At 52.5% G+C, this 13268-nt stretch carries 15 protein-coding genes; all 15 read right to left on the bottom strand.

Features of this window, described 5'->3' with window-relative positions; translation table 11 throughout:
* Nucleotides 1-13: 13 nt before the first annotated feature.
* Nucleotides 14-955, bottom strand: coding sequence for a thioredoxin-disulfide reductase (trxB, locus tag KB236_01425; protein ID UIF29450.1), 942 nt, complete (start codon nucleotides 953-955; stop codon nucleotides 14-16).
* 66 nt (nucleotides 956-1021) lie between these two features.
* Nucleotides 1022-1927: a UTP--glucose-1-phosphate uridylyltransferase GalU gene (gene galU, locus KB236_01420; GenBank protein UIF29449.1), complete on the bottom strand. Its 906-nt coding sequence runs from the start codon at nucleotides 1925-1927 to the stop codon at nucleotides 1022-1024.
* Nucleotides 1928-1957: 30 nt separating this feature from the next.
* Nucleotides 1958-2971: an NAD(P)H-dependent glycerol-3-phosphate dehydrogenase gene (locus KB236_01415; GenBank protein UIF29448.1), complete on the bottom strand. Its 1014-nt coding sequence runs from the start codon at nucleotides 2969-2971 to the stop codon at nucleotides 1958-1960.
* A gap of 15 nt (nucleotides 2972-2986) precedes the next feature.
* The gene (gene lgt, locus KB236_01410; GenBank protein UIF29447.1) at nucleotides 2987-3850 is read right to left on the bottom strand and encodes a prolipoprotein diacylglyceryl transferase; all 864 of its coding nucleotides are present in this window, start codon (nucleotides 3848-3850) and stop codon (nucleotides 2987-2989) included.
* 5 nt (nucleotides 3851-3855) lie between these two features.
* A complete protein-coding gene (hprK, locus tag KB236_01405; protein UIF29446.1) occupies nucleotides 3856-4791 on the bottom strand; it encodes an HPr(Ser) kinase/phosphatase in 936 nt (311 codons plus the stop codon).
* Between the two features lie 88 nt (nucleotides 4792-4879).
* Entirely contained in the window at nucleotides 4880-5251 is a 372-nt protein-coding gene (locus KB236_01400) for a phage holin family protein (protein ID UIF29445.1), read from the bottom strand.
* Between the two features lies 1 nt (nucleotide 5252).
* Complete coding sequence (locus tag KB236_01395) at nucleotides 5253-5591, bottom strand: PspC domain-containing protein (GenBank protein ID UIF29444.1); 339 nt, start codon at nucleotides 5589-5591, stop codon at nucleotides 5253-5255.
* Between the two features lie 154 nt (nucleotides 5592-5745).
* Nucleotides 5746-6423, bottom strand: coding sequence for a phosphate signaling complex protein PhoU (gene phoU, locus KB236_01390; protein ID UIF29443.1), 678 nt, complete (start codon nucleotides 6421-6423; stop codon nucleotides 5746-5748).
* Nucleotides 6424-6434: 11 nt separating this feature from the next.
* Nucleotides 6435-7193, bottom strand: coding sequence for a phosphate ABC transporter ATP-binding protein PstB (pstB, locus tag KB236_01385; protein UIF29442.1), 759 nt, complete (start codon nucleotides 7191-7193; stop codon nucleotides 6435-6437).
* Between the two features lie 17 nt (nucleotides 7194-7210).
* Entirely contained in the window at nucleotides 7211-8035 is an 825-nt protein-coding gene (gene pstB, locus KB236_01380) for a phosphate ABC transporter ATP-binding protein PstB (GenBank protein UIF29441.1), read from the bottom strand.
* A 13-nt stretch (nucleotides 8036-8048) separates the two neighbouring features.
* Entirely contained in the window at nucleotides 8049-8933 is an 885-nt protein-coding gene (gene pstA / locus KB236_01375) for a phosphate ABC transporter permease PstA (GenBank protein ID UIF29440.1), read from the bottom strand.
* A 2-nt stretch (nucleotides 8934-8935) separates the two neighbouring features.
* Entirely contained in the window at nucleotides 8936-9865 is a 930-nt protein-coding gene (pstC, locus tag KB236_01370; protein UIF29439.1) for a phosphate ABC transporter permease subunit PstC, read from the bottom strand.
* The gene (locus KB236_01365) at nucleotides 9865-10749 is read right to left on the bottom strand and encodes a phosphate ABC transporter substrate-binding protein (GenBank protein UIF29438.1); all 885 of its coding nucleotides are present in this window, start codon (nucleotides 10747-10749) and stop codon (nucleotides 9865-9867) included. The genes pstC and KB236_01365 overlap by 1 nt, the downstream gene beginning before the upstream one ends.
* A 465-nt stretch (nucleotides 10750-11214) precedes the next feature.
* Entirely contained in the window at nucleotides 11215-12567 is a 1353-nt protein-coding gene (locus KB236_01360) for a PAS domain-containing sensor histidine kinase (protein UIF30257.1), read from the bottom strand.
* A complete protein-coding gene (locus KB236_01355) occupies nucleotides 12561-13268 on the bottom strand; it encodes a response regulator transcription factor (protein UIF29437.1) in 708 nt (235 codons plus the stop codon). The genes KB236_01360 and KB236_01355 overlap by 7 nt, the downstream gene beginning before the upstream one ends.

The following is a 13268-nucleotide window of genomic DNA, read 5'->3' as shown; positions in this document are numbered from 1 at the left end:
GCTCGGTGACACCTTATTTGGCAGAAGCCGCCTTAGACTTCAAAGCTTCCAGATAACTGAAGGCTTCTTGGCCGGCAATCCCACCGTCCCCTACAGCAGTCGTAATCTGCCGCAAGGTCTTTTGCCGAACATCACCAATGGCAAAGATACCTGGAACTGCGGTGGCCATCCGGTCATCGGTCTTGATCCAGCCCTTGTCGTCCGTGATCCCCAGGCTCGTGAAGGCGTCGGTCATTGGCAGGTTCCCCACGTAAATGAAGACCCCACTGGCCGCAATCTCGCCGGTTTCGCCAGTTTGATTGTTCTTCGTCTTGACGCCCGTTACTTTCATATCGTCACCGACAACTTCGGTGACGTTCGTGTTCCAAACAAATTCAATCTTATCGTTGGCAAAGGCCCGATCCTGTAAAATCTTTTGGGCCCGCAGTTGGTCACGTCGAACCACAACCGTCACCTTGGACGTAATCCCTGCCAGGTAGAGGCTTTCTTCAACGGCTGAATCGCCACCACCTACGACAACGACGTCGAGGTTCTTAAAGAACGCACCGTCGCAGACCGCGCAGTAGGAGACCCCGCGACCACCAAATTCATTTTCGCCAGGCACACCCAGCTTCTTGTATTCGGAACCTGAGGCAATTAAGACAGCTCCGGCGCTGTAATCACCATCGTCGGTCTTGACCACCTTGTGATCACCGTGGTCTTCGATGCCTTCCACGTTACCATAGGCAAATTCCGCCCCAAATTGAGTAGAACCGTCGTACATGTCCTTAGCCAAGTCTGGTCCAAGAACTGACTTGAACCCCGGATAGTTTTCAATAGCCGCCGTGTTGTTCATTTGACCACCATAGATTCCGCGGTCCAACATCAGGACGGAAAGGTTTGCCCGTGAAGCGTAGAGGGCACCGGTCATCCCACCGGGTCCTGCACCAATTACAATGACATCATAGTTTTTCAATTCTTTAACGCTCCCTTCTGCTCTAAGCCTTTAGTGTACTTTACTATCAAAAAGGAAGTTTGTCACCTATTTTGACTTGGGGGCCTTTTCATCTTCGGCACTCAACTTCGCACCCATTTCCTTGATGTACTTGCGCAAAGCATCCTTGGTTTCAGGGTGTTGCAGACCATATTCAATGTTCGTTTGAATCCAGCCAAACTTGTTGCCGACATCGTAACGCTTGCCTTTGTACTCGTGGGCGAAGACCCGTTGCGTCTTGTTTAAGTTATCGATGGCGTCCGTTAACTGGAGTTCGTTTCCTAAACCGACTGGCGTGTTCTCCAGGGCTTCAAAGATTTCTGGGGTGAAGAGGTACCGCCCGATGATGGCCAAATCACTCGGCGCTTCATCTGGTTGGGGCTTTTCCACAAAGTTCGTCACATTGTACAGACCCGGTGCCGTCTCTTCAGAGGGGTTAATGACCCCATACTTGGCGGTATCCTCGTGCGGTACCCGCATGACGGCCAGCGTCGAGGCACCGGTCTGGTTGTACCGGTCGATCAATTGCTTAGTAAGAGGTTCCTTGCTATCGGTCATGTCGTCCCCTAACATCACAACGAACGGTTCGTCCCCGATAAAGGCCTTGGCAGTTAAAACAGCGTCACCCAAGCCACGTGGATACGGCTGGCGAATGAAGTAGAGATTCATGCCCGTCGTTTCCTGAACCTGCCGCAACATTTCATCCTTGTGCTTAGCACGCAGGTTGGCTTCCAATTCGGGATTGGAGTCGAAATGGTCTTCGATCGAGCGTTTGGATTTTCCATCGACAATCACGATGTCTTCGATCCCGGACTTACGGGCTTCCTCAACGATAAATTGAATCGTTGGCTTATCCACGATAGGCAACATTTCCTTGGCTAAGGCTTTGGTTGCAGGTAAGAATCTGGTCCCAAGACCTGCGGCTGGAATGACGGCTTTTCTAACTTTTCTCATAATTCTATATCCTCCTGTATCCCCACTAAACTAAAATTCTGAACGACCTTCGCGTTGCATTAATTCTGAAATAGCCGTGCGAATGTCCTTGCCTTCATACAGTACTTGATAAATGGCTTCGGTAATCGGCATGGACACGCCACGTTGCTTCGATAATTCGTAAGCAGCCTTCGTCGTAGCAACCCCTTCGATCACCATCCCCATATGGTTGATCACGTCATCTAGGGCTTCGCCACGACCTAACTCATCGCCGGCGCGCCAGTTCCGTGAATTGGAACTCGTGGCCGTCACAATAATATCACCGACACCGGATAACCCGATAAAGGTCATCGGATCGGCACCAAACGAGGTTCCCAGCCGTGAAATTTCGGCCAGGCCCCGCGTCATCAACGCTGCCTTGGCATTGTCGCCGTAGCCCAGGCCATGTAAGGCCCCGGCACCCAACGCGATAATGTTCTTCAAGGCTGCACCAATTTCAACGCCAATCACATCGGGGTTGGTGTAAACCCGGAAGTAATTGGTCATGAACAGCTTTTGTGTATGCTTTGCGGCATCTAAACTTTCACTAGCCGCCGTCACCAGCGTCAGGTCATGCCGAGCAACGTCCTCGGCGTGACTGGGGCCGGACAAAACCGTGATGGATTGCCGGTTGTCGGCCGGAATCTCCTCGGCCAAGACCTGAGAGATGCGCTTGTAGGTCTTCTGCTCGATCCCCTTGCTGGCGTGGATCAGAGCCGGCCGGTTCCCGGTCTTCTGCAAGATCGTGGCCACTTGACCAGCAACGGAGCGCACGGCCTTAGTTGGGACGACAAACAGAATTGTTTGCACGCCATCTAGGGCACTCGCTAAGTCGGAGTAAGCTACTAACGAGGGAGAAAACTTAAAATCCTTGATATAGTGTGAATTCGTGTGATCCGTGTTTAATTCCTCAACTTGTTTCGGATTGTACGACCATAATCGGACATCATGCCCGTTTTCATCCAAGACACTCGCTAAGATTGACCCCCATGAACCGGCACCAAGTACTGCAATTTTCTCTGACATAGTAATGGATTCTCCTTATTTAGAAAGTTTAGATTGTTCGCGAAACGGATTGCCATCCAGATAAGCGGCCGGCTGAACCTGCTGCCGACGCCGATAGATCCAGATGATCAACGCCCCGACGACCAGTACCACGGACAAGAGCTGTGATACCCGCAGGCCACCGAACAACATCAGGCTGTCCGTTCGCATCCCCTCGATAAAGAACCGACCGAAGGCATACCACAAAACATAACTGAGGAACACCTCGCCCTGCTTAAAGAGCCCCGGCGTGTGCCGCAGACTCATCAGCACGACGAACCCTAAGAGGTCCCAGGTTGATTCGTACAGGAAGGTCGGTTGCCGATAAGCGCCGTTAATCAACATCTGATTAATGACAAAGTCGGGCAAATGCAGGCCCTGCAAGAACGCCAGGCTGGTAATCCGGCCAAAGGCTTCTTGATTCATAAAGTTGCCCCACCGGCCGATGGCTTGACCTAGAATCACGGTCGGCGCGGCTACGTCCAACATAAGCCAGACGGGAATGAACCGCGAACGACAGAAAAAGAAGACGACCAAGCCGGCCCCAATCAATGAGCCATAGATGGCGATACCGCCGTCCCAAATGGCAATGATCTCGCCGGGGTGTTTGGCATAATACGGCCACTGAAAAACCACGTAATACGTCCGCGCCGCAATCAATGCCGCGGGTAACGCCCATAAAATCATATCATAAATGTCATCGGGATTAATCCCCCGACGACGACCCTCGCGCACTGCCAGAATTACGGCAATGACCACACCGGTGGCGATGATAACGCCGTACCAGTGGACTGCGATGGGCCCTAGATGAATGGCGATGGGATTAAGCGCCGCCATGATTGGTGAAAAAATAACGCCCATCTCCCCTATTTGTTTTGTGAGTTTTGTTTGATTAATCGGTTCAAGTTCTCGTCGAAGACCTTGGTGGCATCGTAGCCCATTGACCGTGCCCGGAAGTTCATGGCCGCGGCTTCAACGATAATGGCCAGGTTCCGCCCAGTTCTGACGGGAATCGTAATCTTTGGTACGACCACATCGAAGAACTTCTGTGACTCGCTGTTGTTCCCCAATCGGTCGAAATGGTTGTCGTCCTTCCAAGCCTGCAAGTGGACAATCAGGTCAATATCGGTCTCGGACCGCACGGCACCCGCACCAAACAGGTTCATGACATCGATGATCCCAATCCCCCGAATTTCCAGCAAGTGACTCAGGATGGCTGGCGCGGCCCCGACCAGGGTCTGTTCATCCTGTTGATAAACCTCAACCCGGTCATCGGCAATCAACCGGTGGCCCCGCTTGACCAGCTCCAAAGCGGTTTCACTTTTACCAACACCGGAATCTCCGGTAATCATGACCCCGACCCCGTAGATATCAACCAAGACGCCGTGCACAGACTGACGTTCGGCCAACTTACCTTCGAGGAAGTTGGTCATGTTACTCAAGACCCGAGACGTCGTCAACTTGGTCCCCAGGATTGGAATCTCGGCCTCTTCGGCGGATTGTTTCAATTCCTCGGGGGGATCCAGCTGGGTAGAAATCACGAACGCCGGGGTCTCCGGTTGACACATTTTCCGCATGACGTCGAGAATCTTCTCGTGAGTCATCCCTTTAGCAAAGGACGTTTCCGTAATCCCTAATAGTTGAATTCGTTTAGCTGGATAATAGTTAAAGTACCCGGTTAATTCCAGACCGGGACGTGAAATATCACTGGTTGTAATCAGCCGATCCAAGTGATCCTCACCGGAATAGACATCTAGCCGGTTCGCCTTCACAAGATCAGCCACTGTAACACTCTCTGGCATAGGAGTTCCTCCTTATTGCATAGTGAACTACTTTAATTTTAGCACTTTACCGGGGTTACTCCTACCAAATTCATTCGTATCGGGTAACTTAATTCCGGGCGAAATGATCACTGATGATGGCATTGAAGATGGACATGATTACCGCCACCATCATGGTAATCCAAAACGAAGCGAAGGCGAAGTTGCTCCCCACGAACCACGCGGTTAATTCCAACATGATCGCGTTGATCACGACGCTAAAGAGCCCCAGCGTCAGCACGGTAATCGGTAGCGATAACACGAATAGAATCGGCTTGACGACCGCATTTAGCAGGGCGAGAACGAAGCTTGCCAGTAACGCGATGCCCACACCCGATACGTAGAAGGCGTTCTGCAGACTGCCGGCCATCGAGCTTTGAAAAAAACCAGCCAATGCCAAGAAAATCACGGCATTGACTAGAATTCTGGTCCAAAAGCGCATACTAATCACCGTCCTTGTGCGAATCCTTGACGTCCTGTTCCGTCACATCATGAATGACCTTGCGTCCACTATCCTTGGGGGTCGGACTGGCGCCACGGAATAAATCCCGCAGATTGGGGCCACTGCCCTCTGCGCGTTCCTCGAGGGGCATGAACGTGTAAAGAATCACGTAAACGGCCAAGCCCAAAATCCCATGAGCAAACGGCATGGCGACCGTGATCAGCACGTAAATCACCCGTAATAGATTAGCATTCCAATTAAAATAGTCAGCGATTCCGCCCAGGACACCACCCACTAACCGGTTGGTACGAGAACGAACAAAGCGCTTTTTTGCTGCCATCGGCGGACACTCCTTTTCTTTAAACCTAAATTCCTTTTATGGCAAGAATAACGAAAGCGGCCACTGAAAGCAAGTTTCCAGTGACCGTTCCGGTAAATCTTCAAGATAGGTTAAGCTTTTCAACGAAACACGTGTCGCCCCTAACGCGGGAATTTTAGTTGGGACTATCCGAATTGGCCGGGTTCAATTCCACAATCTGTCCGGACTTCAGGTAAACAATCCATTCGCACACGTTAGTCACGTAATCCCCAATTCGGCTGAGGTCTTGCGCAACGTTTAGGTAGATTGACGCCCCGGTCTCAAACGCCGGGTCCAGTCGCATCTGCTGATAACTGTCGGCACGAATCTGATGATTCAGTTGATCAAGCTTGCGGTCAACCTCCGCCAATTCACGGGCGGCATGGTCGTCCTTGTTCACGTAGGCCGCCAACACTTCGCGAATCATTCGCGTGGTAATCTGCCCCATCTCACCAATCAACTGCTCAAGTACCGCAATCTTCTGCTTGCTGCCGAACTTAATGGCGGAATGCGCCACGTTACGGGCATGATCCGCGGCTCGCTCCAACTCGGAAACGGCCTTTAAGATCGTCACAATTTCACGCAGGTCCGTCGTTACGGGTTGATACAAGGCGATCATCTCAAAGGTTTTCTGCTCCAGAGAGATTTCACGTTGGTTGATCTCGTGGTCGTGGTCGATCAGCTTCTGGGCTGCCACGGCATCGCGATCCATAAAGGCATCCACCGCCTGCTGCACAACCTCGCTGACCAACATGCCCATTTCCGTAAAGTCTGCGTCCAGTTCCGCCAACTCGTCATCAAACAATCTACGCATAACTTGCCTCCTTAACCGAATCGACCGCTAATATAATCTTCCGTCTGCTTTTCAGCGGGATTCATGAAAATATTCTTAGTTTGGTCCACTTCCACCAACTCACCGTTCATGAAGAACGCGGTCCGATCCGCGATTCGTGACGCCTGTTGGAGATTGTGGGTTACTGTAATAATCGTATAATCGTGACGTAAATTCAAGAGGGTTGTTTCAATTTGACTGCTGGAAACGGGATCCAAGGCACTCGTCGGTTCATCCAACAGGATAATTTCTGGCGAAACGGCGAGGACCCGCGCGATGCAGACCCGTTGCTGTTGCCCACCAGATAAGGCCAAGGCACTTTCATGTAAATGATCCTTCACTTCGTCCCAAACGGCCGCTTGGCGTAAGGACTTCTCAACCACGGCGTCCAGCTTTTCCTTATCCTTTTCCCCGGCGATACGCAAACCGTAGATCACGTTATCGTAGATGGAAAATGGGAACGGATTGGGTTGCTGGAACACCATCCCAATTTCCTTTCGAATCTGTACGGTATCGGCACTCGGCGCGTACAGGTCTTGACCTTTAAACTTAATGGTTCCCGTAATCGTGACGTTGGGAATCAAGTCATTCATCCGGTTCAAGGTCCGCAAATACGTGGACTTCCCACACCCGGATGGGCCGATCAAGGCCGTAATCCCCTTGGACTCAAAGTTGAGGTTAATCCCCTTCAAGGCCTCCTTGTCTCCGTAATATAAATGAAGATCCTGCGTGGTTAAAATTTCCTTACTCATTCTTATTCTCCTCCTCGTTAACCGAAGTTCCCCGAAACGTAATCACTCGTGACCTGCACCTGCGGATTGGTGAAGATATGGCTCGTCGTATCGTATTCCAATACGCGCCCCTGGTTAAAAAATGCCGTATACTCGCTAATCCGCCCGGCTTGTTGCATGTTGTGGGTCACGATAATAATGCTGTAGTGCTGCTTAAGCTCCAACAAAGTGTCTTCTAACTGACTGGTCGACACCGGATCCAACGCACTGGCCGGCTCATCCAACAACAGGATATCCGGCTTGACCGCGATGGCTCTGGCAATACACAGGCGTTGTGCCTGCCCCCCCGACAGCGCTAGCGCACTCTTGTTCAGATCATCTTTAACCTGATTCCAGAGGGCGGCCTGCTTGAGGGAAGTTTCTACGATTTCATCTAACGCGTGCTTATCGGTCACGCCCCGTAGTCGCAGTGCGAAGGCGATGTTGTCGTAGATGGATTTGGCAAATGGATTCGGTCGCTGAAAGACCATCCCCACCCGGCGCCGCATCTCGTAGACGTCGATGTCGGGTTGATTGATATCCACGCCGCGATACATGATCTTACCAGTCACCGTGGCGATCCGGTCGTTCATCCGGTTCAAAGAACGCAGAAAGGTCGATTTACCGGAACCAGACGGCCCGATTAACGCGGTGATCTGGTTGCTGGCGAACCGCAGATCACCCTCGGAAATGGCTTCCTTCTTACCATAATAGACGTGCAAGTCCTCGGTGGATAGAATTGTCGGATGCTGCGGATCGGTTGGTTGAACCACGTGCCGGTCCAGCATCTCCGTGTTCTGGGTAACATCATTACTTAAAAACATGGGCGACCCTCCTTTACGCGGACGTTAACCGCTTGTACAGCCGCTTACCTAAGTAACGCGCGGCAAAGTTAAACAACAGAATGGCGAGCACCAAGACGGCTGAGGACCCCGACGAGATGGCCTTGGCATCCGGCATAATCCCTTCCGAATTAATCTTCCAGATGTGCACCGCCAACGTTTCGGCGGGCCGCATCGGATTCAGTGGGCTGGAAATATTGAAGGGATTCCAGTCGGTAAAGTCCAACGCCGGTGCGCTTTGTCCCGCCGTGTAGATTAAGGCGGCGGCTTCACCGAAGACCCGCCCGGCACTCAAGATCACCCCGGTCAGGATGCTGGGAACTGCGGCCGGTAAGATGACCCGTGTGACCGTTTCCCAACGCGATAACCCCAGTGCCAAGCCCCCCTCGCGTTGCGTGGTGTCAATCGTTCGCAGCGAATCTTCAATGCTCCGCGTCAATAACGGGAGATTGAAGAACGTCAGGGCAAAGGCCCCAGAGAGAATCGAGAAGCCCAGGTTCAGCTTAACCACGAAGAACAGGAAGCCGAACAATCCCACCACCACGGAAGGTAACGAACTCAGGATTTCAATCGCCGTCCGGATCGTAGTGGTCACCCAGTTATCCTTCGCGTATTCGTAAAGGTAAATGGCGGCGCCCAACGCAATCGGAAACGAAATCAGCATTGCTAGAATCAAAAGATAAAACGAATTGTACAGTTGGATACCGACCCCACCACCCTTTAAGAAGGCCTTGGCTGGTGCCGTCAAGAAGTGCCAACTCAGTTGGGGGAGGCCGCTGACCAGAATATAGCCGAGAAGCGCCATTAAAATCAAGACAACCAACCCAGCAACGCCGTACAACGTTCCAATCGCTACTTTATTTTGTGTTTTTGGATTCATCACTATTGGAGACGCCCCTTTCGACCAATCAAACGAATGATCAGGTTAAAGACTAAGGACATGAGGAGCAGGACTAAGGCTAAGGACCACAACGCATTGTTTTGTAGCGACCCCATGACGGTGTTCCCGATCCCCGTCGTCAACACGGAGGTCAGAGTGGAGGCCGGATCAACCAGACTTCCTGGCATCAACGCGGCGTTCCCAATCACCATTTGCACGGCCAACGCTTCACCGAAGGCCCGCGCCATCCCGAAGACCACCGCCGTCATCATGCCCGGCGTAGCGGCGCGCAAGACCACTTTGTAGATGGTCTGCCATTGCGTGGCGCCGAGGGCCAGTGAGGCTTCCCGGTAGTACCGGGGCACCGACCGCAAGGCATCCACGCTCATCGACGTCACCGTAGGAAGAATCATGACGAAGAGTACGCAGGTTCCGGAGAGAATCCCGAAACCACTGCCGCCAAAGATGGTCCGGGTCACGGGAACGACCACGGATAGCCCAATGAAGCCGTAAACCACGGAGGGAATCCCCACCAGCAGTTCCGTCACCGGTTGGAGAATCTTCGCCCCCTTATTAGGCGAAATCTCATTCATGAAGACTGCCGTCCCAATCGCAAACGGCGTCGCCACGATGGCCGACAGGATCGTAATCAGAAACGAGCCAACGATCATCGGCAGGGCGCCGACTTCCGGCTTACCGTGGGCATCCGTAACGCCTGGATTCCAACTCTTGCCGGACAAGAAATCCCAGAGACTCACGTGGTTGCTAAAGAATGTCGCGAGTCCCTTGGAGGCCACGAACCCAATGATAGCCACCACGACGGCCACAATCAGCAGGAGCGCGGAGAAGCTAACCACCTTGCCCCAAATTTCTAGCTTGGCGGCCTTGGAATGACGCTTCAGCTGTTGTTCCAGTTGTTCTGTGGTTTTCATCACTTTGCGCCCTCCAATTTCGTAATTTGACCGTTGACGTCCCGGTTAACCTGCATCTGATCAGGTGACAGATAGCCGAGTTGTCGGACCAGCGTCTTCTGCACTGCTGGTGATTGCACATAATGGATGAAGTTCTTGGTTAAGCCAGTTGGTTGGCCTTTCGTATATAAATGTTCGTACGACCAGATCTTCCACTGATTCGTCACCACGTTGGCTTCCGTGGGCGCCACGTGATTTAACGTAAGGGCCTGCACGGTCTTATCCACGTAGGAAAAAGCCACGTAGCTAATCGCACCGGGGGTCGTCGCCACAATCTGGCGCACCATCCCCGAAGAATCCTGCTCCTGAGCAGTCTTGGACTGGTGACCGGCTAAGCCAAATTGCTCAAATGTGGCCCGCGTCCCACTCCCTTGTGCCCGGTTCACCAATACGATTGGGACATTGCGGCCGCCCACTTCGCGCCAGTTCGTCACCTTACCCGTAAAGACTTGAATGAGTTGTGCGGTCGTCAGGTGGTCGACCCCCGCCTTTTTATTCACAATCGGTGTAATGCCCACCACGGCGACGCGATGGTCCACCAGTTGCTGGGCTTTGATCCCCTTCTGCTCACCGGCAAAGAGATCTGAATTACCTATTTGAACGGCGCCTTCCTGAATCTGGCTCAGCCCCGTCCCGGTCCCGCCACCCTGAACGTTAATGAACGTTCCCAGATGTTCGCCCGTATATTGTTCACCAGCCGCTTCCACCAAGGGTTGCAAGGCCGTTGACCCAACTGCCGTAATGGATTCGCCCGCGTGACTGACTTCACGCGTTTGATAGGCAAAGAGACCCAGGCCCACCACAAGTAGTAGACCCAATCCTTGCCACCAGCGTTTCTTCGACATACCGCTAACCTCCTATCGGCCGCACGCTACTGCGCGACCTTTTCAAAAATAAGTATACCGAACCAATGTAAATGTCGTGTAGGCGTATTGTAAAGGTTATGTAAATGTTGCCCGGTATTGATAACTTTTTCCCGAAATCACTCGGTCTACAGGTTAATCGTGGCACGATGGATATGGGGCTTTGCCTGCGCCCGCCAGAGGTTCCGTCTGCTGTGGGGGGCAGTTAGGACGGTGACTGTCCTTGATATCCCCATCAAATCGCAACGCATACGACCAAACGTGACCAGTGCCATCCGTTTAACCACGATCACCGTTTCAAATTTTAAATGACGACATCAAAATGGCGGAACCCGCCTCAATTAAGGGCAAATTCCGCCAGTCTTGCACGATTCAATTAATGAAAAAATTTGAGCCAACTGCGCTACGGACCGAACCAACTGCTGTGGAGGGCGGACACTGCCGACCCTAACTCGGCGCATTCACCGGGAAAGTCAGAGTGACCGTGGTCCCTTCGTCCAGCTTGCTTTGCAAATCAATCTTACCGTTGAGTGACTCGACCAACTCGCGAACAATGGCGAGGCCCAAGCCACTACCGCTCACCCGTTGATTGGAATGAGAGACTTCCGCTCGATAGAAGCGTTCGAAGACGCGCAGTTGATCCTGCGCAGAAATGCCCACGCCGGTATCCGCAATCCGTAGTGACCACGTCTTACCAGTCACCGCCGCTGTCAACGTGACTGTGCCGTTGGGCCGATTGTATTTGATGGCGTTACCCAAGACGTTCTTCAAGATTTGATCAAATTTGTGCTGGTCCGTGGCCGCGACTAGATCGGTCGGTACCTCATTAATCAAGGTAACCTGATTGACCGCCGCCAATGGTTGCAACAGGGAGACCTGCATCCCAATCTGTTGGCCCACCGGCACTTCCGCCAATTCGACCGCGTTACCAGATTTCAGATGAGAAATCGTCAACACATCGTTGATGAGCTCCACGAGCCGTTCACTCTGCTCGTCGATGATTTTCAAGAATTCCGTCAGCTTCTCGGGATCATCCTTAGCGCCGGCCAAGAGCGTCTTGGCAAAACCCGAGATGGCCGTCACCGGTGTCTTCAGTTCATGCGAAGCATTGGACACGAAGTCCACCTGCATCTGCTCAACCGCGTAGACCTCCGTTACGTCATACAGCAAGACCAAGACTTGGAAATAATCCTGAGACGTTTCCGTATAAATGGCCTGAGCATCGACCGTCCGTTCATGCGGTGTCCCTGGTAACTTTAGGACCCGATGCTGGGTGGTTGATTCGCTTAACGCCGTGTTGATGAGGCTGGCCAGCTCGAACTGCCGGACGTCCTGCGTAAATGGATGCCGTCGCGGTGAAATCTGTTGCTGTAAGAACTGCTCCATCGCCGGATTGGCCAGTTCAACTTTTCGATACCGGTCGATCACCATGACCCCAATGGGAAGATAATCCAGTAGCGTCGCAAATTCCTGATTCTGTCCGGCCATTTGACGCTGGACTTTCCGTTGGTGCGTCTGCAAATAATTAATCTGGAGGGCCAACTGGTAGAAGGGATCATGCGGCGACAAGAGCACGTGGGCTGGTGTCTTGGCGTGACGAATCCCTTCGACCTTCTTGGTGAGAATACCAATCCGTTGGTCGCCCCATCGTAAGAGCACACTCACCCCCGCCGTCTCGATGAGGGCCACCGACCAGCTGATGAAGACCGCAATCCCGAGCTGTGACGGCCGTACCAACCAGACCAATAGCGTATTGGCTACGCCCACCGTTAGCCACACCACGAGTAGGCGTTTCATGATTGGGCCTCAAACGTATACCCAAAGCCGCGAACGGTCTTAAGGAGCTTGGGGTGCTTGGGATCAATTTCAATCTTTTCGCGCAAATGGGACACGTGGATATCGACCATTCTGGTCTGACCACTGTAGTCAAAGCCCCACACGCCTTCGAGTAACTGTTCACGGCTCCACACCTTACCCGGCCGTTTAGCAAAGAACAAGAGGAGTTCGAATTCCTTGGGGGTTAACTCGATCGTCTGGTCGCCGCGTTTGACCTGGAACTTATCCTGGTCAATCGTCAAATCCGCGACGTGTAGCAGATTAGCCGCTGGTGTCGCTGGCTTTTCTTCCGGTTCATCCCCGTGGTACCGCCGCATCACAGCCTTCATGCGCGCAATCACTTCACGGGGACTAAATGGCTTGGTGATGTAATCATCCGCGCCGAGTTCTAGGCCAAAGACGGTATCAAACTCACTGGTCTTAGCCGTAATCATGATGATGGGTGTGCTGATTTTTTCTTGCCGCAACCGTTTGGTCACTTCAACACCATCTAACTTTGGTAGCATCAAATCCAATAAAATCACATCAAACTTCTCATGCAGTGCCAAATTCAACGCTTGCTCCCCGTCAATTGCAGTCACAACCTGATAGTCTGCCTGTTCCAAGTTGTACTGCAAGAGGGTCACGATTGCTGGTTCGTCATCGACGACTAGGACTCTACTCAT

Origin of the sequence: Levilactobacillus brevis (assembly GCA_021383565.1) — a bacterium.
GTDB lineage: Bacteria > Bacillota > Bacilli > Lactobacillales > Lactobacillaceae > Levilactobacillus > Levilactobacillus brevis_B.
This window is presented reverse-complemented; position numbering and strand designations above follow the sequence as displayed.

What these genes read in the sequence shown, in the direction of transcription:
- KB236_01415 (UIF29448.1), bottom strand. Translation starts at nt 2,971, where the DNA reads ATGTCAGAGAAAATTGCAGTACTTGGTGCCGGTTCATGGGGGTCAATC.
- pstB (UIF29442.1), bottom strand. Translation starts at nt 7,193, where the DNA reads ATGAGTAAGGAAATTTTAACCACGCAGGATCTTCATTTATATTACGGA.
- pstA (UIF29440.1), bottom strand. Translation starts at nt 8,933, where the DNA reads ATGAATCCAAAAACACAAAATAAAGTAGCGATTGGAACGTTGTACGGC.
- pstB (UIF29441.1), bottom strand. Translation starts at nt 8,035, where the DNA reads ATGTTTTTAAGTAATGATGTTACCCAGAACACGGAGATGCTGGACCGG.
- KB236_01400 (UIF29445.1), bottom strand. Translation starts at nt 5,251, where the DNA reads ATGCGCTTTTGGACCAGAATTCTAGTCAATGCCGTGATTTTCTTGGCA.
- hprK (UIF29446.1), bottom strand. Translation starts at nt 4,791, where the DNA reads ATGCCAGAGAGTGTTACAGTGGCTGATCTTGTGAAGGCGAACCGGCTA.
- pstC (UIF29439.1), bottom strand. Translation starts at nt 9,865, where the DNA reads ATGAAAACCACAGAACAACTGGAACAACAGCTGAAGCGTCATTCCAAG.
- KB236_01395 (UIF29444.1), bottom strand. Translation starts at nt 5,591, where the DNA reads ATGGCAGCAAAAAAGCGCTTTGTTCGTTCTCGTACCAACCGGTTAGTG.
- KB236_01365 (UIF29438.1), bottom strand. Translation starts at nt 10,749, where the DNA reads ATGTCGAAGAAACGCTGGTGGCAAGGATTGGGTCTACTACTTGTGGTG.
- KB236_01355 (UIF29437.1), bottom strand. Translation starts at nt 13,268, where the DNA reads ATGAGTAGAGTCCTAGTCGTCGATGACGAACCAGCAATCGTGACCCTC.
- phoU (UIF29443.1), bottom strand. Translation starts at nt 6,423, where the DNA reads ATGCGTAGATTGTTTGATGACGAGTTGGCGGAACTGGACGCAGACTTT.
- galU (UIF29449.1), bottom strand. Translation starts at nt 1,927, where the DNA reads ATGAGAAAAGTTAGAAAAGCCGTCATTCCAGCCGCAGGTCTTGGGACC.
- lgt (UIF29447.1), bottom strand. Translation starts at nt 3,850, where the DNA reads ATGGGCGTTATTTTTTCACCAATCATGGCGGCGCTTAATCCCATCGCC.